Here is a 21,084-nt window from a genome sequence, read left to right as displayed (position 1 = left end):
TTAGATCATCATTAAAACATTCTACAAAAATACATACCAGATGAAAAAGGTACTGATTACCGGAGCAACAGGCTTTGTTGGTTATCATTTGATCAATAAAGCATTGGCTGCCGGATTAGAAGTCTATGCTGCCGTTCGTCCGGACACGGACAGGGCACACTTACAGGAGTTTGACATCAAGTATACCCATCTGGATTATAGTTCCGTAGACAGCCTTAAAAGAGAGCTGGAAGAAAAACAATACCACTACATCATTCATGTGGCCGGAATCACCAAAGCGAAAACAAAGGAAACCTATAATAAGATCAATGCAGACTATTCAAGAAACCTGGCTTTAGCGGCAAGTACTGCTGCGATAGATTTGCAGAAATTTGTATTTGTGAGCAGCCTGGCCGCATTGGGGCCGCTGAGGGATTTAACGGCAGAGATTCAGGACAATACTGCCGGAAAACCCGTCACCAATTATGGTGCAAGCAAATTACTGGCAGAACAATACCTGGCTGCCATTCCCGGACTTCCATTGATCGTGATCCGCCCTACTGCCGTATACGGCCCAAGGGAAAAAGATTTGTTTATCCTGTTCAACAGCATCAATAAAGGACTGGAACCTCATATCGGCAGCTTTACACAACAATTAAGCTTTGTTTATGTAAAGGACCTTGCTGCAATTTTGGTAAAAGCCCTGTTCTCTCCGCTGGTTTCCAAACAGTACAATGTTTCAGATGGTCACATTTACAACCGCTATGCTTTAGCAGATTTCATCAAAAAGGCTTTGCAGAAAAAGACGTTCAAATTCCACCTGCCGGTACCTATTGTAGGGGCTATGGCGAGTTTAATGGATGTATTTTATGCAAAGAGCAGGAATACTCCTGCTCTTAATAAAGAAAAGATGGCCGAACTCACCGCAATCAATTGGGCTTGTAATATCGACCATGTAAAAGCTGACCTGGGCTATGAACCGGAGTACGACCTGGAAAAAGGCCTGAACGAAACGGTGAGCTGGTATAAAAGCAATAACTGGTTATAGTTTTACCTTCGTGCCTAAAAATTTAAGGTATTTTTTATCATCCTCAAACAACTCCTTACCTTCCAGTTTATAGGCATGGTGCAGGTAATCTGTGGCATGTTTTTCTTCTTTTAGCTCGAGGTAACTTTGTCCCATGCGCAGCAATACAAAAGCACTGGGCTCTTCCTCACCGTAAATCTGGTACGCACGGTGCAAATGATCTAAAGCTTCTTTGTATTTTTTCTCGCTGAAATAAGCATCACCAATAGAAGCTGAGATCCAGGCGGTTGCCTCCCAATCGTCTTTTGGTGCTGGTAAAACTTCCAAAGCTTTGTTAAACGCTTCAATGGCTCCGGAGAAATTCTCTTTGTCCATCTCTGCATTTCCTTCTTCACAGTACTGATCCAGCAATTCCTGCTGCGCTTCTGTAAGCTCCAGTGTTTCCTCGTCTTTGTTCGGCACAAAATCCGTTTTAAAGGCTTCAAATTCAGCATCATCCATCAAAGCGATCCTCAGGTAATCTGAGTTCTCATCCTGAAAAATCCGGCTGCCTTCTTTTTCATAGGCAATACCGAAATACGTACGGGCATGATCCAGCTCTTTTAAAGCATAATAGATTGCGCCTGTAGTTAAGAAATGACGTGTGGAACTGATCTTTTGATGATTCATTTTTTCTTTCAGATAATCAGTCTCTTCCAGGAAGAAAGGCAATGCCTTTTCCAACGCTCCTGTCTGCTCATAAAAAGAGTAAATGCTGTCGAGCACCACTCCTCCCACGCTACTGTTTTCCTTAGGCCCGGAAATGGAACCGTCGATCTGCAACAACAATTGTTCTGCAGCATCAAAATCTGAGGCCTCCGTTAAATCATAAACCTGGTCAATCTTATTGAAAAACTCTTCTTCTTGTTCGGCATTAAAATTCCCTTGTGTAGACATATTATTTAAGCTTTAATGGTTTACGAATCTGACTAAGATACTACTTTTGATTCTCCATTTGCTTAATGATTTTATTTACTTCAGTCTCGGTTGCACGCAACTTGTTCTGACAGAATTCAATGAGTTCGGAAGCCCGTTTCACCTTTTCTGCAAGAATATCCACAGAAACAGATTCTGTCTCTATTTCCTGTGCGATCTCCGCAAGTTCCCTATAAGCCAACTCATAAGTTAAATTCGTTTTCATCGTATGCTGATTTAGATTTTACAATTGTTTTTATTTCGGAGTTCGCCAGTCTCACGGTTAATTCGGTACCCACTTCTATCTGGTCTGCATTTCCGGCAATCTTTCCATCCACTTTAATAATGGCGAAGCCTTTGTTCAGGATGTTTTGCGGGCTCATGATCCTCATCACCGACTGAAAATGGGCAATGTGTGCCGTTTTATTCAGAAAATACAGCTTGCTGTAAGATTGCAGGTTCAGCTGGAGGTTACTCAGGTCTTTCCGCCTGTTGGAAATGATGATCCTCGGGTTGGTCAGTATCATTCCTGACAGATTCATGATGGTTTTATGGTGCTCATGCAACAGGTTCCGGGTGGTATTGATGGTAATCTGGTTGAGGCGGACCAGCCTGTCTTTATGATGATTGATCATTTGATAAGTCTTGATCAGGATCATTTTCTGAGTACCAATCAGGTTGTCTTCAAAAGCCCGGTTATGGGCAATGATAAATTCTGCCGCTTTGGTGGGTGTTTTGGTAGAAGTATGCGCCATTAAATCGGCAATGGTCTCGTTTTTCTGATGCCCGATCCCGGTGATGACAGGAATGGGAAACTTGGCGATTGCGCGGTTCAGTTCATAGTTGTCAAAAATCAGGAAGTCCGTCTGTGCACCACCCCCGCGAATGATGACCAGGGCATCATAAGGCTTTTGCGATTCAAAAACCTCGATGATCCTGGCGAGAAACTGTTTTGCGTTTCCATCGCCCTGCACCAGGGCAAAGTAATCGTCGATATAAAATTTATAGTCGAACGGGTTGTGTTCCAGGGTATGTCTAAAATCCTGAAATCCGGCAGAAGTATCCGAAGAGATGACTGCAATCCGCTGGATCACCTGATTGAGTGCCAGCTCGCTGTTCCTGGTAATATAGCCCTCTCCTGCTTTTTTGATAAAAGCCTGATTTTCCCGAACCAGCCTTTCCAGGGTTTCTTTACGCTGTTGCTCAAATAAGCCCAGCGTGAAATTGGTATCGATATCCAACAAGTTGAGCTGCAAGCCAAAAGATGGATTATACTGTACCGATACCTGGATTAACACGTTGATGTCGTTCTTGAATTTCTGGCCGGTCGCTTTCTCGAAATTGCTAATGTTCAGAGAAGCATTGCCCCATGCCCTGCCCGCCACCTTTGCCAGGATTTTTGCGGCCGTTTTATCCTTTTCCACCAGCTCAAAATAATGGTAATTGCTTTGAGGTTTATAGGTGTAATTGGTGATGTCGGCAATGATCCAGAATGTTTTATGTCCGAAAGCCCCATCAATTACCTGTTGGATTTGACTGGTCAGCTCAGACAGCTTTATAGAAGGAATTGTGCTCAAGGGTTATAGATATCTATGATAATTGTCTAAAGTTAGGAATTCTAAAAACAAATCTACCCTTGTTACAGTTATAATGAACGAAGAACAATAAATTTTTTATGAACGAAAATACAAGAATACTATTGGGAGTATTTGCAGGGATGGCTGCCGGTGCAGCGCTGGGTTTATTGCTTGCTCCTGAAAAAGGAAGCGATACCCGTGATGACCTGAGCCTTTCTTTAAAAGACCTCGGTCACAACCTGCAGGATGGGGCAGAAAACAAGCTGGATCATTTAGAAAACATTAAAGATCGCCTGAGCAATGCGATCAGCCTTGGATTTGACCAGGAGGATTACAATGATCATGTGGAACACGTATAGACAGATAGATGGGAAAAATTTACGATTACAAAGAGATTCACAGCTTAAAGGATCTTAAAAATAAACAAAAGGAACTTCAGACCGATACACAGCAACATGAAGATGCGATAAAAAACGGGGTAAAAACGTATATCCATCAGTATAGCCCAGGCTATCTGATCAGCAAGTACACGAAAAAGCCTAAAGAAAAGATCAGTTCCTTACTTAACAAGGTGAAATCCTGGTTTGGCGGAAAAAAGAAAAGCTAATATAAGGAAGTCAGGCTGCTGCCATTGCTGTTTACTTCAAAACTATGTTTGACCCCGCATTTTAAAGCGAAATTGTTCTTTTGATGGCCAACAGGGAAATCGAAGCATACGGGAAAGTTGTATTCTTTTATTTTTTCCTGAACGATATCATAAAGCGTTCTGCCGAATTCTTCCCCGGGATCATCGGGTTTTACTTTGAAGCCCCCAATGATCAGTCCCTGCAACTGTTCCAGCTTTCCGGTCCGCTTCAGGTTCCAGAACATGCGGTCCAGGCGGTAGAGGTACTCACCGGTATCTTCCAGAAATAGGATTTTGCCTTCCGTCTTTAAATCAGATTTACTGCCGGCAAGCGTTTCAATGATGCTGAGGTTCCCCCCAACCAGCACACCTTCCACTTTCCCTGGTCTGTTAAAGAGATGTGGAGGCGCGATGTACTTCAACTGTTCCCCACTCAATGCCTGCCGGATGGAAAGGATCGTTGCGATCTGAACGGGATCGGCAAGCGTCCAGTCGGACGGAAAACTATTGCACATTTTAGAATGTATGGAAGCAATGCCATATTTGCGGCTAAGGTGACAATGTAATATGGTCACATCGCTAAACCCGATCATCCATTTCGGACTCGCCACAAAGCGGTCAAAATTCAACAGGTCGATAATGCGGACTGCACCATACCCTCCCCTGGCACACATAATCGCTTTTAACTCCGGGTCATCGAGCATGTTTTGCATATCCAGCATCCGTTCCTGATCAGACCCTCCGAAAGTAAAATCCCTCCGGTCTACGGTCTTTCCTATTTTAATACGGAAGCCCCAGCTTTCCATCAATTGAACGGAAGGTAAGATCTCTGCCATGGTAATGAAACCTGCCGGACAAGTGATTCCTATAGTATCCCCGGCCTTTAAATAGTCTGGAATTTTTACAGCCGTTGCCGGCTCCGGTATTACTGAACTTCCAAAAGATTTTAATGCCGGAAATGTTGCGCCCGCCATCGCCATAAAAGAGAGAAAATGTTTCCTGTTCATTTTGCAGATTGCTATACACAATAATAAGTGTAATTCCGGACATCCACAGGTTACTCCATCGTTTTCGTAGATTTTTTTGGCGATAAAGCGGGTTTCCGAATGCTTTCTATCCGAAGAAAAGTATATTAGCTTAAGACAATCGATTGCTGTTGCATTCCGATCCTGGCGGATGTTAGTTAACCAAATATGAAGAAATACCTGATCCTGGCGCTGTTAAGCGGGAGTCTGTATGCCAATGCGCAGACTAAAAATGTAGGCTTCATCCCCTATAAGGATGGAAATAAAATCGATGTGCTCATCGCTGGCAGTCATTTTAGTAGTTTTCTCTATTCCAATCAGCTCGAAAAACCCATCTTATATCCTTTAAATACAGCAAGCGGACTAACCGTTACCCGTGGATTTCCATTGAATACCAGGGATCAGGAAAGAACAGACCATCCGCACCATGTTGGCTTATGGCTCAATTATGAAAGCATAAACGGCTTTGATTTCTGGAACAATTCCTATAATATCCCCGCAGAAAAGAAGGGCAAATATGGATGGATCAGATCGGTGGAAGTCCTTCAGACGAAAGATGGGGCTAAAGAAGGAAAGCTCGTTTATACCGCAAACTGGGAAAGACAAGACCAGCATGTATTGCTGAAAGAAAGGACAACACTGATTTTTTCAGGTACAGAACATACCAGGACTGTAGACAGGATCACCACCCTGACCGCGGTAAAGGATACCGTTTATTTCAAAGATGTAAAAGATGGAATGCTGGGCCTCAGGGTAACCAAAGAACTGGAACTCCCTTCCAATCAGGTGGCCGAGTTTAGCGATAGTCAGGGAAACCGGACCAAAGTATCCGCTGCTACAAACGGGGCAAACGGAGATTACCTGACGAGCGCAGGAAAAAAAGGGAATGATGCCTGGGGAACCAGGGCCGACTGGTGTTTGTTATCCGGTGTAAAAGACGGGCAGGAGATTTCTGTAGCCATAATTGACCACCCTAAAAATCCGGGCTACCCTACTTACTGGCATGCCCGTGATTATGGTTTGTTTGCCGCAAATCCATTGGGGCAGGAAGTGTTCAGTAAGGGAAAAGAACGCCTGAACCTGCGTCTGCTCCCCGGATCGTCGGTTACCTTTCGTTACCGGATCCTCCTTACGTCCTCAGAAAAACCAAGCGTTGCCAGCCTGCAAAAACAAGCACTGGAATTTAGTAAAACCAAATAAGAACTACATAAAACAGAAGTAAACACACAAATGAAAAGTAAAAAATTATTAATCTTAGCCGCCTTATTCCTGGGAACTGCACCGATGACCCTGCAGGCCCAAAGTCAGAAATGGCAAAACCTGTTCAATGGAAAAGACCTTACCGGATGGAAACAACTCAACGGACAGGCAAAATATGAAGTCGTTAACGGAGAAATTGTAGGTACTACCGTGTCTAATCAACCCAACTCCTTCCTGACCACAGAGAAAAATTATGGAGACTTTATCCTCGAACTGGAATTATGGGTAGATCCTTCGATGAATTCCGGAGTGCAGATCCGCAGTGAGAGTAAGGCTGATTATTCAAATGGCAGGGTTCATGGTTATCAGGTAGAGATCGATCCTTCCGACAGGCAGTTTAGCGGTGGACTTTATGACGAATCAAGAAGAGGCTGGCTGTATCCGATGGACATCAATCCGGCAGGAAAAGCGGCTTTCAAAAATAACCAATGGAATAAATATAGGGTAGAATGTATCGGTAACTCCATCAGAACCTGGGTAAACGGTGTTCCTGCAGCAAATGTTGTCGATGCCATGACCCCTAGCGGATTTATTGCTTTACAGGTTCATGGTATTGGTAAAAACGACCAGCCGGGTAAACAGATCCGCTGGCGCAACATCCGGATTCAGACCGCAAACCTTAAGCCTTCTAAAAATGATGGCATATTTGTCGTAAATCTTGTTCCAAATGACTTGTCCTCACAGGAAAAAGCATCAGGATATTCCTTGTTATGGGACGGTAAAACGAGCAAAGGATGGAAAGGTGCTTATAAACCAACTTTCCCTGCAAGTGGCTGGTTAATCCAGGATGGCGAATTGAGCGTACAAAAATCAAATGGTGGAGAATCTACCAATGGTGGTGATATCGTAACGGAAAAACAGTATTCCGCTTTTGAACTGAAATTCGATTTCAAACTGACCGAAGGAGCAAATAGCGGGATTAAATACTTTGTCACCCTCACAGAAGGAAACAAAGGCTCAGCAATCGGCCCTGAATATCAGATTCTTGACGATGCAAAACATCCGGATGCAAAACTTGGAAAAGACGGTAACCGTACATTGGGTTCTTTATATGACCTGATGACAAGCAAAAAGATTCCTAACGCACAAAAGAAAATCGGAGAATGGAACAGGGGCCTGATCAGGGTTTATCCGGACAATAAAATTGAATACTGGCTGAACGGCTATAAAATTCTGGAATATACCAGAGGATCAGCAGAATTCCTTGCCCTGGTAGCAGGAAGCAAGTATAAGGACTGGAAAAATTTTGGAATGGCGCCAAAAGGTCATATCCTGATCCAGGACCATGGTGATCAGGTTTTTTTCAGAAGCATTAAGTTAAAACAACTTTAAACCTTTCTGTTTATGTTATCCTCAAGAAGAAAATTCATCAAACAATCGGCGATTGCAGCTGCGGGAACCTATATGGGAACCATGGGTTTAAGCGCAAAAAGCTATGGAAATATTATTGGTGCCAACGACCGGGTAAGGGTTGGCGTAGTCGGCTTCTCGGACCGCTTTGCAGGCTCCCTCCTGCCGAGTTTCCTGAACCACCATAAAGAACTCAACTTTGATATGGTAGCCGTCTCCGATCTCTGGAATTACCGCAGGAACCTGGGTGTAGACCTGCTCAAAACAAAATTCGGACATGACATCACTGCATGTCGCAACAATGAAGAATTATATAACCTGAAAGATATTGACGCAGTGATTGTCAGCACTGCCGATTTCCAACATGCAGTTCATGCCATGGAAGCCATCAGCGCCAAATGTGATGTGTATTGTGAAAAACCCTTTGCAGAAACGATGGAAGATGCCCGCGCAGCTTTAAAAGCAGTAAAAGCATCCAAACAAATTGTTCAGATCGGCTCGCAGAGAAGAAGTGGTGGAAACTATAAAGCGGCTTCTAAGTTTATTCAGGATGGTAAATTTGGCGACATCACCATGGTAGAACTCAGCTGGAATGTAAACCAGCCGGGCAGATGGCGCAGACCGGATCTGGTAGCGAAATTAAAACAGGAAGATACCGATTGGAAACGCTTTCTGATCAACCGTCCTTTTGAAGAATGGGATCCACGCAAATACCTGGAATACCGCCTTTTCTGGCCTTATTCTTCAGGAATGCCGGGACAATGGATGTCGCACCAGATCGATACCGTACATTGGTTTACCGGATTAAAACACCCCAGAAGTGTGGTGGCGAATGGCGGGATTTATCAGTGGAAGGATGGTCGCCGGAACTGGGACACCACTACGGCGGTGTTCGACTATGGCAAAGCCGATGATCCACAAAACGGATTTCAGGTGGTCTTCACTTCGAGAATGCACAATGGTGATGAAAACCCGGCAGAAATCTATTATGCCAATGGCGGAGAGCTGAACCTGAACACCAATATGGTTTCCCCTAAAGGTGGATTAAAAGCAAATGCGGCTAGTGCGATGCACATGCAGCCCAACCTGCTGCCGGAGTTGAAGCTCACAGATATGGTAGAAAAAGTGGCTGCCTCGGCCAATACCGGTGGAGATAAACTAACGTCTGCCCACATGAGGAACTGGATGGAATGTGTGCGCAGCCGCGAACAAACGAATGCACCTGTAGAAGCGGGTTATTACCATTCCATTGCAAATATCATGACCAATGCTGCCGCAAGAACGGGAAAAAAAGCGATCTTCGATGAAAGGACTCAGGAAGTGATGGTGGATGGTAAAGTATTTAAATATTAAACATGTTCAGGAGAGAATTCATACAGAATACAGGCATCCTCGCGGGCGGATTATTACTGCCTAAGGATATGTTTGGAAAAACAGCTGCCGGGAATCCGGAAGAAAAAATCAAAGTAGCCATTATTGGCTGTGGAGACCGTGGAAAAGGGCTGCTTCATATCGCAAGCCAGCTTCCCGGGGAATTTGAAGTCGCGGCGATTTGTGATGTACTCGATTTCAGGCTCAAAGAAACCCTGAAACAACAGCCGGGATTAAAGCAATACAAGGATTACCTCGCCCTGCTTGATGATAAAACCATTAAAGCAGTGTTTATCTCCACGCCCTTGAACATGCATTTTCCGATCGCCGTAGCTGCGCTGAAAGCCGGAAAGCATGTGTATCTGGAAAAAACGATGACTTATAATATCCCCGAGGCTTTAGATCTGGTGAAGATCGTGAAACAGCATCCGGATCAGATTCTGCAGGTAGGTCATCAATACCGCTATGCCCCTATTTATTACAAGGTCAAAGAGATGATCGATAAAGGTTATCTTGGAAAAGTAACTCAGATTGAAAGCCGCTGGGACAGGAACAACAATTGGCGCAGAAATGTTCCGGACCCTTCACTGGAGCGGAAAATCAACTGGCGGATGTATAAGGAATATTCCGGAGGCCTGATGGCCGAACTGCTTTCCCATCAGATGGATTTCATCAACTGGGCCTTTGATACCCATCCTCAGGAAATATTTGCTACAGGTGGAATCGATTTTTATAAGGATGGCAGGGAGACTTACGACAATGTCCAGGTGATGTTCCGCTATGCGAAAGAAGGCATGATCGGGAACTTTGGAACGACCCTGGCAAACGAGCGTGACAGCTATTTATTTAAACTGAAGGGCACGAAAGGGACGATTTCCTTATTGGTGAATGAAGCGATATTTTACCCGGAAAAAAGCAACAGAAAGGAACTGGAGACCGTTGATGGGGTGACTGGTGCCACAAAAATCGTTTGGGACAAGGATGGTGGAATTCCGATAAAAACAGACCTTCCCGCTAAAGACGGCACTTATTATTCCCTGAAGGACTTTCACCGGTCTATCGTAGAAAAGAAACAACCGGATTCAAACGTGATTACCGGAGCAACAACGGCCATATGTGTCCATCTGGCCAATAAAGCTTTATATGGGGAACGCATTGAAAAATGGAATAGCGGGTATAATGTATAGCTAATTTTCCTGTCCGCAGAAATGCCGGTAAATATCACGCTTTACCAGTTTTTCTGCGGACAGGTTACTTTGTATCTGTTGTTTAATAAAATCCCCAATACCACCTCATGGCTTCCTGTGCTTACTTTTCCCAACTCCGAAGTGGTAAAATCATAAGAATAGCCCAGCACAAAGAGAGAACTGACGTTAAAGCCTGCAAGCACCGCAAAGGCGTCGTTGGACCGGTAACTCGCCCCTAGCCAGAATTTATCTTTAAACGCGAATTTCAGGTTTACATCGGTTGATACTGGTGCCGGATTTACATATTTAAACATGACCGAAGGCAGGGCCGCAATTTCATCACTGAGGAAAACCTTATATCCTCCCGTCAGGAAAATATGCGGCACTTGTTTACCTTGATGGTATCCTTTATCCGGGTTAAAACTGATGGGCCTGTTCAGCAGCTGCTGAGCCGAAAGCCCGGCAAAAAAGTCGGCCCCATACAGCCAGATCCCTGCCGCCAGATCGGGTTGAATTTTGTTGTTCGCATTTTCGGAGACTGCAGGATCAAAGCTGTTCTCCAGGCTGATCTTGGAAATGTCCAGTATCAACCTCGAAACACCCGCTGCCAGCCCTACACTCAGGTTTAATCTCGGTGACAGTCCCAGGTGATAGGCATAGGTTAATTTGAAATCACTACCCGTAATCGGACCTGTCCTGTCTACCACGCCATAGACGCCTACCCCATGATGCGGTTCTGAAGCCATATATGTATGCATATAATTTCTCTTCATCGGGTTGTTCCCACTTTCATCAAATGAATTGGAATTGCCATACAGGTATTGCTTTCCTAATGGCATGTGCACAGAAAAATAAGCGGTAATCGGTGCCTGGTCTATCCCACGCCATTGATTTCGATATCCGAATTTGACATCGGTATAATTCTCTATCCCGGAAATGGCAGGATTCAATATATAATTGTTAAATACATACTGGGTATACTGAGGCCTCTGTTGTGCTTTAGACAACATTGCAATCATCAGTAACAAATGGGTAAGCAGGACTCCTTTAGACACAGTACTAATCTATACAGATATAATTAGTTAAACAAGTTTCTAATTACCAAATATTTTATCGTAAAATAAATAATATTACCATTGATGAATATTATTAGTATTTAAGTCAAATTATTGATTTTTATGTCCGGGATAGCAGGATTAGGGCAACAAAAAAACGCCTCCATTTACATGAAGGCGTTTTTTCTTATAATTAATTCAGGCTTACCAGAAGGCCGAATATAAGGCAACAAGTAAGGTGATGATGATTAATGCACCAATCGCAAATGAAGTGGATACTTTAAACATTTTAACGTCGATCTCCAGACCTTTAGGAACGATCCCTTTCTTGTTTTCATAAATACTGATCAGGTACATGCCCAGGATACAGACCGCGAAAACGATCAGCATTCTATCCATAAACGGAATTTCAAATACGCCCGATGAATTGGCTACTGCCCATCCATATTCGTATAGACCTGAAAGGTCAATCCATCCCGGTAAGAATTTAAGGATCACTGAAACGACGAAACCACCGATGGTAGCGAATAATGCTGCATTAGAGGTTGTTTTCTTCCAGAAGAATCCAAGAATGAACATGGCAAAGATTCCCGGAGATACAAATCCGGTATATTCCTGAATGTATTGGAATCCTTGTTTTCCTTCTCCCATTAACAGGTCGCCTACCGCCAGAGAAAGCAGTACGGCAATCAGCATAGATACCACTACGGTAATCTTTCCTACATTAACCATTCTTTGTTCTCCTGCATTGGGCTCGAAGGCTTTCTTATAAATATCAAGGGTGAAAATTGTGGCAATACTGTTTGCTTTTCCGGCAAGGGAAGCAACGATCGCAGCAGTTAACGCGGCAAAGGAAAGTCCTTTCAGTCCGATTGGCAATAAACCAAGTAAGGCCGGATAAGCTTTGTTTGGATCCTGCACACCGGAAGCGGTTAGTAAACTGCTTCCATTTATTCCACCCATATTGTCTTTAACGATTAAATATACCGCAATACCAGGGATCACGACAATCACCGGCATCAGCATTTTCAAAAAGGCGGCAAATAAAAGGCCCGATCTCGCTACAGGTAAAGAAGCACCCAGCGCTCTTTGTGTAATGTACTGATTACAACCCCAGTAACTCAGGTTGGCAATCCACATCCCTCCGATCAGGACACTTAATCCCGGAAGGTCCATATAATTCGGGTTATCCTTTTTAAAGATCAGGTGGAAATGTTCTGAAGCACCTGTTCTCAGCAGTCCGAATCCCTTAACGATTCCTTGTCCGCCGGAGATCAGGTTTAACGCGATATAAGTCGCCACCAATCCACCAAGAATTAAAAAGAAAACCTGGATCACATCGGTATAGCCAATTACTTTCATTCCCCCAAGGGTAATGAAAATGGCAAATATGGCCAGTGCAAGGATACAGGCAGTAAGGTCAAGTCCGGAGATACCACTGATGGCTAATGCACCCAGGTAAAGGATAGACATCAGGTTCACCACAATGTACAGCATCAGCCAGAATACAGCCATGATCATCGCTACTTTTTCATTGTACCGCTGACTCAGAAACTGAGGCATGGTAAAGATCTTGTTCTTCAGGTAGACTGGCATAAAGAACACAGCAACAATGATTAATGTTGCTGAAGCCATCCACTCGTAAGCGGAAATGGCAAGGCCGAGTTTAAATCCGGAACCGCTCATTCCGATCATCTGCTCTGCAGAGATGTTAGAGGCAATCAGGGAGGCACCGATGGCCCACCAGGTTAAAGAACCTTCTGCTAAAAAATAGTCTTTAGAGTCTGCCGATGCAGTCTTCTTTTTGTAATAGATCCAGAAACCGTAGGAGGATACGATGACGAAGTAAATGAAAAATACGATGTAATCGTATTTGTGAAGTGAGCTCATTGTGGTTTAAATGTTGATTAGCTAGCTAAAATATAAATTTATTTGGCATAACTTTCAGAAAGTAGCAGAAAAGCCAAATAAATTTAAACGCAGGCTTGAGGCCGGGACTGATCAGGAGATCGTTTCCGGAATCAAGGGCTTTGGTTTATAGATAAATTGCAAATAAACCAGTGCCATTAAGGTAATTCCTGTACAATAATAAAAGGTGACCGGAATCATCGCCAGGTCATCTATAAACAGCCATCCTGCAAGTAATGCGCCTAAGCCGATACCAGCTTCCAATGCGATGTACATCGTGGCCATTGCTTTCCCGCGGTGCAGCGGATTGCTCAGGTCTACCGTCCACGCGGTAGCAGTTGGAGATAACATCCCTGTAGCCACGCCATAAAGTGCTGAGGCCGACATCAGCATTACTGAAGAGTCCGATACGGCGATCCAGAACAGGGCGATGGCGAGCAGGGTTAAAGAGATTTTTAATATAACGGGTCTTCCGTAACGGTCTGAAGCTTTTCCGGCTACAAAACGAATCAAAAGTGAGGTCAGGGTAAAAACCATAAAAAACAAGCCTTTGTTGCTCGTTCCAAGATGTTTACTCCAGTCGGAAATTACAGTAAGGATCGCGCCATAGCTGACATAACTCAGGAAAATGATGATGACCGAGGGAATTACCCTCCACTCGACAATGTCTTTTCTGCTGATCTTTAAATGCACAAACTTAAATTTCTCTTTGTCGGGCAAGGTTTCTTTCATATTCGCCAGGATCACAATAGACAATAATGCGAATAATGAGGAACAATAGAAAAGGATATTTATGGAGTAATGATCGGTAATGGTGCTTCCGATTGCAGGGCCAATGGCCAGTCCGGTGCTGAAACAAACACCGTGTACGCCCATGGCCTCTCCCCATCGGTTAACCGGCACAATATCTGCAACATAGGCTGCGGTAGCTGTAGGTTTAAATCCGGTAGAAAAGCCGTGGATTAACCGGAGAAAAAGGAAGCCGGCAACGGTAGTCAGCAATGGATACAGGAAACCGCAGACAAAGCAAACGAGTGAGCCTACGGCCATCACAGGCACCCTTCCGATGGTATCCGTCAGCTTACCGCTGAATGGCCTGGATATTCCCGCGGTAAGGGTAAACAAGGCAATGATCAATCCTTTATATTCTGCTCCTCCCATATTGCTTAAATAAGCAGGCAATTCCGGGATCAGCATATTGAAACTTGCAGAAAAGAGAAAGGAACTCAAACAAACAAGTCCAAATTGTAAAGTATAAATGGTATCGGAAGATCGCTGCATCGGAAAGGAATGGATATCCGCCAAAGATAGGCAAATATCATTCCTGTGAAAACCCTTTGTCCGACTGATTTGTTAAGAAAACAAAGTTATTCCAATGAAAACCGAAAAAGAGAAAGACATTCGGCCTAAGCAGCATCAGGACCGTCAACCGGGTTTGGAAACGCTCATGAAGCCGGCACCAGAGTATGAACCCGCCGCCAGGAAATTGAAACTGGAAGGAAAAGTAGCACTTATTACCGGGGGCGACAGCGGGATTGGCCGTGCGGTGGCCCTTGCCTTTGCACAGGAAGGTGCCAATGTACTGATCAGCTATCTGAATGAACACCAGGATGCGCACACGACGATAGCAGCAATAGCGTCCATGGGCCGGAAAGGCATTGCGGTTTCCGGTGATATTGCGGATGAAAAACATTGTAAAAAGCTGGTTAACCAGACCATTAAAGCATTCGGACAGCTCGATGTGCTGGTCAACAATGCTGCGGTTCAGTATCCGCAGGACGGCCTGGAAAAGATTACAGCTGCACAATTGGAGAAAACTTTCCGCAGCAATGTCTTCCCTCATTTTTACCTGAGCAAAGCGGCACTCAAATACCTTAAAGAAGGCAGCAGCATTATCTCTACCACTTCGGTCACCGCTTATCGCGGCAGTGACCATTTGATAGATTACGCGGCAACTAAAAGTGCAATAGCAGGTTTTATCAGATCGCTGTCGGCTTCGCTTGCCCCGAGGAAGATCAGGGTCAACGGAGTGGCACCGGGACCAATCTGGACGCCACTGATCCCGGCAACCTTCCCTCCTGCTCAAGTAGCCACTTTTGGATCAGATGTTCCCTTAAAAAGAGCCGGAGAGCCAAATGAAGTAGCGCCATGTTATGTGTTTCTGGCTTCTGACGATGCGAGCTATATGACCGGACAGGTTTTACATCCGAATGGCGGTGAGATCATTAACGGATAAATCTATTATTGTTAGCATATTTTATTTTTTAATGCTAAAATAATTAGTAATATTGTATCTCCGTTATTCAACGATGTTAAACGGAGAGATTTAGCTTAAAAAATATGGTAAGAGTAAGTGATTTGCTTTATGGAAATGTAGAACTGCCTGCGGTTTTTGAAGATTTATTGGCTACTGCAGCGATGAAGCGGCTTGCCGGAATCCACCAGAGTGGCGCGATCTTTTTAGTGAATCCGGATTTAAGTCATTCACGCCTGGAACACTCCAAAGGTGTGATGTTGCTCATCCGGATGCTTGGAGGTACTGAGCTCGAGCAGATTGCCGGATTGCTGCATGATGCTTCTCATACGGCCTTTTCACATGTGGGCGATTATGTATTTCAAAACAGGGAAGAGAATTATCATGAAGAGATGTTTGCAGAAATACTGATGAGCTCAGATGTTCCTGCAGTGCTGATTAAACATGGCTATCACCTGGATCAGATTCTCGACGGATCTTTCCCCATTCTGGAGCAACCGCTACCTCATTTATGTGCAGACCGCCTGGACTATACTTTAAGGGACGCTTTACATGCAGGCTTGATCAACCGGCCGGCGGCGAAATTATTTTTAGAACACATCAGGATTCATGAAGGTAAACTCGTGGTGAACGATGAGGCTCAGGTCGAATGGATCAACCAGGTTTTTGAGCGTTTAAATCAGGAAGTGTTTAACCTTCCGCTCCACCTTTATGCCAATCAGCAAATGGCGGTATTGATCCGGGATTTTTTAAAGAATGGTTTTCTGAATGAATCCGATTTATTTAAAGATGATACTTTTCTCTTGAATAAGATCCGGAGTATTGCTTTAGGTTATGAAGCAGTGAAGGCCATTAAACTTCAGAAAGGTTATCCTGCTTTTTTGAAAAAGGGCTCCGGGTTAAAAACGAAACTCCGGAACCTGAAGGCGATATTGTCTATTTAACTTCTTTTTTCTTTCCGCCGAGGTTCACGACTGCACCTACGGTAAAGATGGAATTCCCTGCATTCATGAATTTGCGGCTCTTTAAGCCAAAATTACCACTTGTGGTATATTGGAGCTGTACAGCATCACTTAGTCGCATCCTGGTGAAGAAGATAGGCTCTATGAACATGTTATCTTCCTTAGGCTGCCCGATATTGTTACTCAGGAAAGTATCCATCTTCACATGGCTGATCCGAAGCGCTGTTCCATAGTTTAAAGGGTAGTTATTTCCAAACAGCCTGAAGTTGCTGTTTTTCTTGGAACTGTAATTTACCTGCAGGAAGGTTTTGGTATAGGTAAATTCCTCCGCGATATTTTTGGTCAGCACTTTATTGTCATCATATTCCCTGAAATTACGGTCGGTACTCCCGCCACCATAACCTACATATAATTCGATAATCCGGTTATTGTCCGGACCAAAGGTATCAAAGTACCCTCCCCCGACTTCTATGGATTTATTGCGGTAGTCTTTTGTTGTTCTTTCTTTATTCATATAAGCACCGCTAAACAATACGCCGAGGTGATTGGAAAGGGCATAAGCACCATTTACACTGAAATTCCCCCTCGGGGTAATGTGAGCTCCACCGCTAAACTCTCCCTTTTGACTCAACATAGGTGTATTCGGCACGTTTGGCATGTATACAGAAGAACAGGAGCTGAGTAAAATCAGTCCCAAAAAGAAAAGAGATATAGATGGTTTATTCATAGCTGCAGATTCGTTAACAAAACAATAATCAAACGTGATTTTTGGTGCTAAATTTTCTAAACATAGGAAAATAGGCGCAAAAAACCGCTGTCAAATGTCCTTTTACACTGGGAGTTAAGTTCCTGTTGTCCGGGATCGGCTTTCATAAAAAGCAGAGTAACAGCACTGTTACCAACTTTAGTTAGACTTCGCTTTGAGCTTTGATTTTTTGCTAAAAAAGTTTAGATAAACAGAGATAATAATGGATAAAAGGAAAGAACCAGCGGTAATGATGTCGATCAGATTTGCATCAACTGATCGACCGCTGATTTTATCTGCATAATATTTAACGAATGAATTGGGCAGGTTTTGCTCGCCCAGCCGGGCTTTTACCTGCCATTGCCAATCCGTTACCGGGCAATAACCAATTCCATACCAGATGCCCAGAATCAACCAGCAAGCCAGGGTAACCGCAACTCCATATAGGTGCAGTCTTCTCGTTGCCCGAAATGCCCATGCAAAAAGGTTGAAACCGATGATCAGCAGGTGAACAAGGGTATATATAAAATCTAAAACAGGTAAGCTCATTTATGCTTCTTTTCTTAAAATTTCCAATGGAGGATGATTGAGTACACTTCGGCTGCTGTAAATCCCCGTGATCATGACCAATACCGGAATGATCACAAAAAATGCGATTAAGGGTAAAATATCCGGGGCAAAGGTAGCATTTAAGCTAAAAGCAGCAACCGCCCAGCTGGCCGCAACTGCGAGAATGATCCCGGCTGCCGATGCCAATACCCCTAAAAATAAATATTCCAGTGCAGTGATCGTCAGGATTTGTCTCCTGTTCGCTCCCATTGTTCTCAATAATACGCTTTCCCTCAACCGCTGCCCCTTGCTACTCATCACTGCTGATAAGAGTACAATCCAGCCGGTCGCCATACTGAAGCCTGCCATAAAACGAATTACAAAATTAATTTTAGTAAACAGATCATTAAGTATTTGCAAGATCATACCTAAATTAATGATTGACACATTTGGAAAGCTTTTAACGACAGCAACCTGAAAGTCAGCAGACACTTTTTCCGTAGGCACATGCGTCATCAGCACATAAAATTGTGGCGCCTGCTCCAATGCCCCTGTCGGGAAAACCACTCTGAAATTAGGCTGGACAGTATTCCAATCTACCATTCTCAGGCTCCCGATTTCTGTCGGCAATAACAAGCCCTGTACATTGAAAACAATTTTATCGCCAACTTTCACATTGATCCTTTCGGCATAGCCCTTTTCCAAAGAAATTTTCACGGTTCCTCCTTCAGGTGTGTTGCCGGTCCATTTTCCTTCCACGAGTTCTTCTGTGGCCCTCAGATCTGCCTGATAAGTTGCCCGGATTTCTCCTTTAAAAGCCCGCAATGCGGAATTCCCACTTTTCTGCTGCAGGCTATCCGCCTTATCCAGTTCCTCCGCAGTTTTGCCATTAATCTCTTCAATTCTCATCGTCACAATGGGCACCTGGCCCAGCACCGGCAATTTATGCTGCTTCGTTAAATTCGCCAACGCTTCCTTTTGACCCGCCTGAATGTCAAACAGGACCATATTGGATTGTGAAGAATCAGCAGAAAGGGAAACTTTATTCAGTAAAACCCCTTGTACCAGGTAAAGTGTTACGATAAAAAGAGTGGATAAGCCTATGGACACTGTCAACATTAAGGTTTGGTTATTAGGGCGGTAAAGGTTTGCAAAGCCTTGTCGCCATAAATAGTTCATCGTATCCGGAATGGACTTTCTTAAAATCAGCATGAGCAGTTTTGAAAGCCCTGCCAGTAAAAGAAAGGCAATCAGAATACCCAGTATAAACACCAATGCCTCCAGCCAGCCGTTCATTTGCAAATAGCTGAACCCATAAACAAACCACACAATGAGCACATAAACCAACCATTTTAAGGGATCACGCTTCGCAACAACCGAATCAAAAGAAACTCTGATCGCGTTTAAAGGAGAAATGTTCCTGACGGAAAGTAAGGATGGCAATGCGAATAAAATGGAAATGATGAGTCCGATGGCCAGTCCCTGTGCAATTGCCAGCCAGGAAATCTGCATACTAATGTCTATCGGAATAAAGTCCTGTAATATTAAAGGTAAGGCGAACTGCACCAGGGTACCCAAAATGGCTCCTGCAATGGCTCCGATAAAACCTATAACCGCAATTTGAATCAGGTAAATGAGAAAGGCTTCTCCCGCATTTAACCCCAGGCACCTTAAAGTGGCAATGGTGCCGAGCTTTTCCTTAATATATACATGAATTGCGCTTCCTACCCCTATGCATCCCAATAAAAGGGCGATAAAACCAGACAGTGCCAGAAATTTATTCAGGTTGCCAAAAGCCCTTCCGGTACTTGCTTTTTTCGTCGCCACTGTTTCATGATCCAGTCCTTCTTTATTAAAAAGTCGTTGGTGGCGTTTCAGGTCCCGTTCTGCGGAAGCAACCTTATCGTACTTATAAAAATAACGGTATTGGATTCTGCTCCCCATCTGGTTTAACCCTGTTTGTTCCAGATATTGCAATGGAATATAGACTACCGGGGTAACCGTACTCGCAATTCCACTTTGTCCGGGAACGCTTTCCAGGTTTCCGGCGATCGCGAAACGAACCGATCCGATTTTGATGGAATCTCCTACTGCCGCATTAAACTGCAACATTAATGTTTTATCTACCAGCGCATTTTTACCCTGTTTAAAAGTTTGAGCGGCAGTAACAGGGCTCGTTTCTATGGTTCCATAAAAAGGATAATTTCCTTCCAGTGCCCTCACCTGAATCAACCTGCTTCCGGCCCCTTTTAAAAAATAGACCATAGAAACAAAGTTTCTTTCTTCCGCCCGTTGTTGTCCGAGGGTGTCTAGTAAACTAACAACGGCTTCTTTTGGCGCCCTACGACTTTCAATCACTAAATCTGCACCTGTCAGTTCTTTTGCCTGATTGTCAATATCCCTTTGGAGGTTATCTCTAAAAGAATAAACGGCTACCAATGCTGCAATTCCCAATACAATGGAAGAGATGAAAAGAAAAAGTCTGGATCTGTTTTTACGGCTGTCTCTCCAGGCCATCTTTAACAGCCAGGCGTAGTTTACCGATCGTTTGATATCAAATTTTTGATCAGGCATGGCTCAATTCCAGGTCAGAGATGATCACGCCACCTTTTAATTTAATCATTCTGTTGGTTTTCCCGGCAAGGTCCAGGTCGTGGGTAACGATCACCAGCGTTGTCCCGGCTTCCCTGTTCAGGTCGAACATCAGTTTGACGACTTTATCACTGGTCTCCGCATCCAGGTTCCCAGTGGGTTCATCTGCAAAAAGTATGGCCGGTTTATTTGAAAATGCACGTGCAAGGGATACCCGCTGCTGTTCTCCTCCGGAGAGTTGAACGGGATAATGTCCGGAACGATCGGAAAGACCAACCTTATCCAGTAAATCCATGGCATGGCTTTTAATGTTTTTCTCTCCCCTTAACTCCAATGGTACCATCACATTTTCCAACGCCGTTAAGGTGGGCAGGAGCTGGAAATTCTGAAAAATGAATCCTACATATTTATTTCTCACTGCTGCACGCTGATCTTCAGTTAACTGATCTAATGCTACTTGATTCAGTTCGACGCTACCTGAGCTGGAACGGTCCAATCCTGCGCAAAGACCTAGTAAAGTCGTCTTTCCACTTCCCGAAGGGCCCGTGATGGAAACTGTCGATCCCGTTTGAATGGAAAAGCTGATGTTGTCCAGTACAGTGAGCTGATGCCCCGCGTTTTGATAAATTTTACTTACGTTTCGGATGTTAAGGATATTTTCCAC

Annotated in this window: 20 protein-coding genes; 9 read left to right on the top strand and 11 right to left on the bottom strand. The window is 44.0% G+C overall.

Annotation, left to right across the window (positions count from 1 at the left end; translation table 11 throughout):
* Positions 1 to 40: 40 nt before the first annotated feature.
* On the top strand, positions 41 to 1,027 hold the full coding sequence (locus BLQ87_RS21805) for an NAD-dependent epimerase/dehydratase family protein (RefSeq protein ID WP_074611032.1): 987 nt from the start codon (positions 41 to 43) through the stop codon (positions 1,025 to 1,027).
* On the opposite strand, the gene BLQ87_RS33235 is transcribed toward BLQ87_RS21805, so the two are convergent.
* The 3 genes from BLQ87_RS33235 to xseA are packed head-to-tail and all read right to left on the bottom strand — an operon-like array spanning position 1,022 to position 3,537.
* Positions 1,022 to 1,942: a tetratricopeptide repeat protein gene (locus BLQ87_RS33235; RefSeq protein WP_083361994.1), complete on the bottom strand. Its 921-nt coding sequence runs from the start codon at positions 1,940 to 1,942 to the stop codon at positions 1,022 to 1,024. The genes BLQ87_RS21805 and BLQ87_RS33235 overlap by 6 nt on opposite strands.
* A gap of 40 nt (positions 1,943 to 1,982) precedes the next feature.
* Positions 1,983 to 2,186, bottom strand: coding sequence for an exodeoxyribonuclease VII small subunit (gene xseB, locus BLQ87_RS21795; protein WP_069381539.1), 204 nt, complete (start codon positions 2,184 to 2,186; stop codon positions 1,983 to 1,985).
* Positions 2,164 to 3,537 (bottom strand): exodeoxyribonuclease VII large subunit, encoded by a 1,374-nt coding sequence (gene xseA, locus BLQ87_RS21790; RefSeq protein ID WP_083361993.1) that lies wholly within the window; start codon positions 3,535 to 3,537, stop codon positions 2,164 to 2,166. Before xseA ends, xseB begins: the two co-directional genes overlap by 23 nt.
* A 98-nt stretch (positions 3,538 to 3,635) precedes the next feature.
* On the opposite strand from xseA, the gene BLQ87_RS21785 reads away from it, so the two are divergent.
* Together BLQ87_RS21785 and BLQ87_RS21780 are read left to right on the top strand one after the other, a co-directional pair.
* Entirely contained in the window at positions 3,636 to 3,896 is a 261-nt protein-coding gene (locus tag BLQ87_RS21785; protein WP_074611030.1) for a YtxH domain-containing protein, read from the top strand.
* 8 nt (positions 3,897 to 3,904) lie between these two features.
* Positions 3,905 to 4,144, top strand: a complete 240-nt coding sequence (locus BLQ87_RS21780; RefSeq protein ID WP_074611028.1) for a hypothetical protein — start codon at positions 3,905 to 3,907, stop codon at positions 4,142 to 4,144.
* Here BLQ87_RS21780 and BLQ87_RS21775 read toward each other — a convergent pair.
* Complete coding sequence (locus tag BLQ87_RS21775; protein ID WP_074611026.1) at positions 4,141 to 5,169, bottom strand: S66 peptidase family protein; 1,029 nt, start codon at positions 5,167 to 5,169, stop codon at positions 4,141 to 4,143. The genes BLQ87_RS21780 and BLQ87_RS21775 overlap by 4 nt on opposite strands.
* 186 nt (positions 5,170 to 5,355) lie before the next feature.
* Between BLQ87_RS21775 and BLQ87_RS21770 the strand changes: the two genes are divergently transcribed.
* From BLQ87_RS21770 to BLQ87_RS21755, 4 genes are read left to right on the top strand one after another with little or no spacing between them, the layout of a single operon-like run.
* Positions 5,356 to 6,387 carry a DUF6807 domain-containing protein gene (locus tag BLQ87_RS21770; protein WP_074611024.1) on the top strand — a complete coding sequence of 344 codons (1,032 nt, stop codon included), beginning with the start codon at positions 5,356 to 5,358 and terminating at the stop codon, positions 6,385 to 6,387.
* Positions 6,388 to 6,417: 30 nt separating this feature from the next.
* Positions 6,418 to 7,779 (top strand): 3-keto-disaccharide hydrolase, encoded by a 1,362-nt coding sequence (locus tag BLQ87_RS21765; protein ID WP_074611022.1) that lies wholly within the window; start codon positions 6,418 to 6,420, stop codon positions 7,777 to 7,779.
* A 12-nt stretch (positions 7,780 to 7,791) separates the two neighbouring features.
* Positions 7,792 to 9,150, top strand: coding sequence for a Gfo/Idh/MocA family protein (locus BLQ87_RS21760; RefSeq protein WP_074611019.1), 1,359 nt, complete (start codon positions 7,792 to 7,794; stop codon positions 9,148 to 9,150).
* 2 nt (positions 9,151 to 9,152) lie between these two features.
* On the top strand, positions 9,153 to 10,355 hold the full coding sequence (locus tag BLQ87_RS21755; protein WP_074611017.1) for a Gfo/Idh/MocA family protein: 1,203 nt from the start codon (positions 9,153 to 9,155) through the stop codon (positions 10,353 to 10,355).
* A 41-nt stretch (positions 10,356 to 10,396) separates the two neighbouring features.
* Here BLQ87_RS21755 and BLQ87_RS21750 read toward each other — a convergent pair whose 3' ends face one another.
* The 3 genes from BLQ87_RS21750 to BLQ87_RS21740 all read right to left on the bottom strand — a co-directional run bounded on the left by BLQ87_RS21750 (position 10,397) and on the right by BLQ87_RS21740 (position 14,599).
* Positions 10,397 to 11,410 carry a PorP/SprF family type IX secretion system membrane protein gene (locus tag BLQ87_RS21750; RefSeq protein ID WP_074611015.1) on the bottom strand — a complete coding sequence of 338 codons (1,014 nt, stop codon included), beginning with the start codon at positions 11,408 to 11,410 and terminating at the stop codon, positions 10,397 to 10,399.
* A 204-nt stretch (positions 11,411 to 11,614) separates the two neighbouring features.
* Positions 11,615 to 13,300, bottom strand: coding sequence for a sodium/sugar symporter (locus tag BLQ87_RS21745; protein ID WP_074611013.1), 1,686 nt, complete (start codon positions 13,298 to 13,300; stop codon positions 11,615 to 11,617).
* A 111-nt stretch (positions 13,301 to 13,411) separates the two neighbouring features.
* Complete coding sequence (locus BLQ87_RS21740; protein ID WP_074611011.1) at positions 13,412 to 14,599, bottom strand: MFS transporter; 1,188 nt, start codon at positions 14,597 to 14,599, stop codon at positions 13,412 to 13,414.
* Positions 14,600 to 14,693: 94 nt separating this feature from the next.
* Here BLQ87_RS21740 and BLQ87_RS21735 point away from each other — a divergent pair, with 94 nt between their 5' ends.
* Together BLQ87_RS21735 and BLQ87_RS21730 are read left to right on the top strand one after the other, a co-directional pair.
* A complete protein-coding gene (locus tag BLQ87_RS21735) occupies positions 14,694 to 15,554 on the top strand; it encodes an SDR family oxidoreductase (RefSeq protein WP_074611009.1) in 861 nt (286 codons plus the stop codon).
* 104 nt (positions 15,555 to 15,658) lie between these two features.
* Entirely contained in the window at positions 15,659 to 16,516 is an 858-nt protein-coding gene (locus BLQ87_RS21730; RefSeq protein WP_074611007.1) for an HD domain-containing protein, read from the top strand.
* Here the strand turns inward: BLQ87_RS21730 and BLQ87_RS21725 are convergent.
* The 4 genes from BLQ87_RS21725 to BLQ87_RS21710 form a co-directional block, all read right to left on the bottom strand.
* Positions 16,509 to 17,261 carry a hypothetical protein gene (locus tag BLQ87_RS21725; RefSeq protein WP_074611005.1) on the bottom strand — a complete coding sequence of 251 codons (753 nt, stop codon included), beginning with the start codon at positions 17,259 to 17,261 and terminating at the stop codon, positions 16,509 to 16,511. The genes BLQ87_RS21730 and BLQ87_RS21725 overlap by 8 nt on opposite strands.
* 177 nt (positions 17,262 to 17,438) lie before the next feature.
* Positions 17,439 to 17,828: a DUF2784 domain-containing protein gene (locus tag BLQ87_RS21720; protein ID WP_074611003.1), complete on the bottom strand. Its 390-nt coding sequence runs from the start codon at positions 17,826 to 17,828 to the stop codon at positions 17,439 to 17,441.
* Positions 17,829 to 20,402 carry an ABC transporter permease gene (locus BLQ87_RS21715; protein WP_074611001.1) on the bottom strand — a complete coding sequence of 858 codons (2,574 nt, stop codon included), beginning with the start codon at positions 20,400 to 20,402 and terminating at the stop codon, positions 17,829 to 17,831.
* Positions 20,395 to 21,084, bottom strand: coding sequence for an ABC transporter ATP-binding protein (locus tag BLQ87_RS21710; RefSeq protein WP_074610999.1), 690 nt, complete (start codon positions 21,082 to 21,084; stop codon positions 20,395 to 20,397). The genes BLQ87_RS21715 and BLQ87_RS21710 overlap by 8 nt, the downstream gene beginning before the upstream one ends.

Source organism: Pedobacter steynii (assembly GCF_900103665.1).
In the GTDB taxonomy this organism is placed as follows: Bacteria; Bacteroidota; Bacteroidia; order Sphingobacteriales; family Sphingobacteriaceae; genus Pedobacter; species Pedobacter steynii.
This window is presented reverse-complemented; position numbering and strand designations above follow the sequence as displayed.

Coding starts and splice junctions, on each gene's coding strand:
- BLQ87_RS21805 (WP_074611032.1), top strand. CDS start 41: ATGAAAAAGGTACTGATTACCGGAGCAACAGGCTTTGTTGGTTATCAT.
- BLQ87_RS33235 (WP_083361994.1), bottom strand. CDS start 1,942: ATGTCTACACAAGGGAATTTTAATGCCGAACAAGAAGAAGAGTTTTTC.
- xseB (WP_069381539.1), bottom strand. CDS start 2,186: ATGAAAACGAATTTAACTTATGAGTTGGCTTATAGGGAACTTGCGGAG.
- BLQ87_RS21785 (WP_074611030.1), top strand. CDS start 3,636: ATGAACGAAAATACAAGAATACTATTGGGAGTATTTGCAGGGATGGCT.
- BLQ87_RS21780 (WP_074611028.1), top strand. CDS start 3,905: ATGGGAAAAATTTACGATTACAAAGAGATTCACAGCTTAAAGGATCTT.
- BLQ87_RS21775 (WP_074611026.1), bottom strand. CDS start 5,169: ATGAACAGGAAACATTTTCTCTCTTTTATGGCGATGGCGGGCGCAACA.
- BLQ87_RS21770 (WP_074611024.1), top strand. CDS start 5,356: ATGAAGAAATACCTGATCCTGGCGCTGTTAAGCGGGAGTCTGTATGCC.
- BLQ87_RS21765 (WP_074611022.1), top strand. CDS start 6,418: ATGAAAAGTAAAAAATTATTAATCTTAGCCGCCTTATTCCTGGGAACT.
- BLQ87_RS21760 (WP_074611019.1), top strand. CDS start 7,792: ATGTTATCCTCAAGAAGAAAATTCATCAAACAATCGGCGATTGCAGCT.
- BLQ87_RS21755 (WP_074611017.1), top strand. CDS start 9,153: ATGTTCAGGAGAGAATTCATACAGAATACAGGCATCCTCGCGGGCGGA.
- BLQ87_RS21745 (WP_074611013.1), bottom strand. CDS start 13,300: ATGAGCTCACTTCACAAATACGATTACATCGTATTTTTCATTTACTTC.
- BLQ87_RS21740 (WP_074611011.1), bottom strand. CDS start 14,599: ATGCAGCGATCTTCCGATACCATTTATACTTTACAATTTGGACTTGTT.
- BLQ87_RS21735 (WP_074611009.1), top strand. CDS start 14,694: ATGAAAACCGAAAAAGAGAAAGACATTCGGCCTAAGCAGCATCAGGAC.
- BLQ87_RS21730 (WP_074611007.1), top strand. CDS start 15,659: ATGGTAAGAGTAAGTGATTTGCTTTATGGAAATGTAGAACTGCCTGCG.
- BLQ87_RS21725 (WP_074611005.1), bottom strand. CDS start 17,261: ATGAATAAACCATCTATATCTCTTTTCTTTTTGGGACTGATTTTACTC.
- BLQ87_RS21720 (WP_074611003.1), bottom strand. CDS start 17,828: ATGAGCTTACCTGTTTTAGATTTTATATATACCCTTGTTCACCTGCTG.
- BLQ87_RS21715 (WP_074611001.1), bottom strand. CDS start 20,402: ATGCCTGATCAAAAATTTGATATCAAACGATCGGTAAACTACGCCTGG.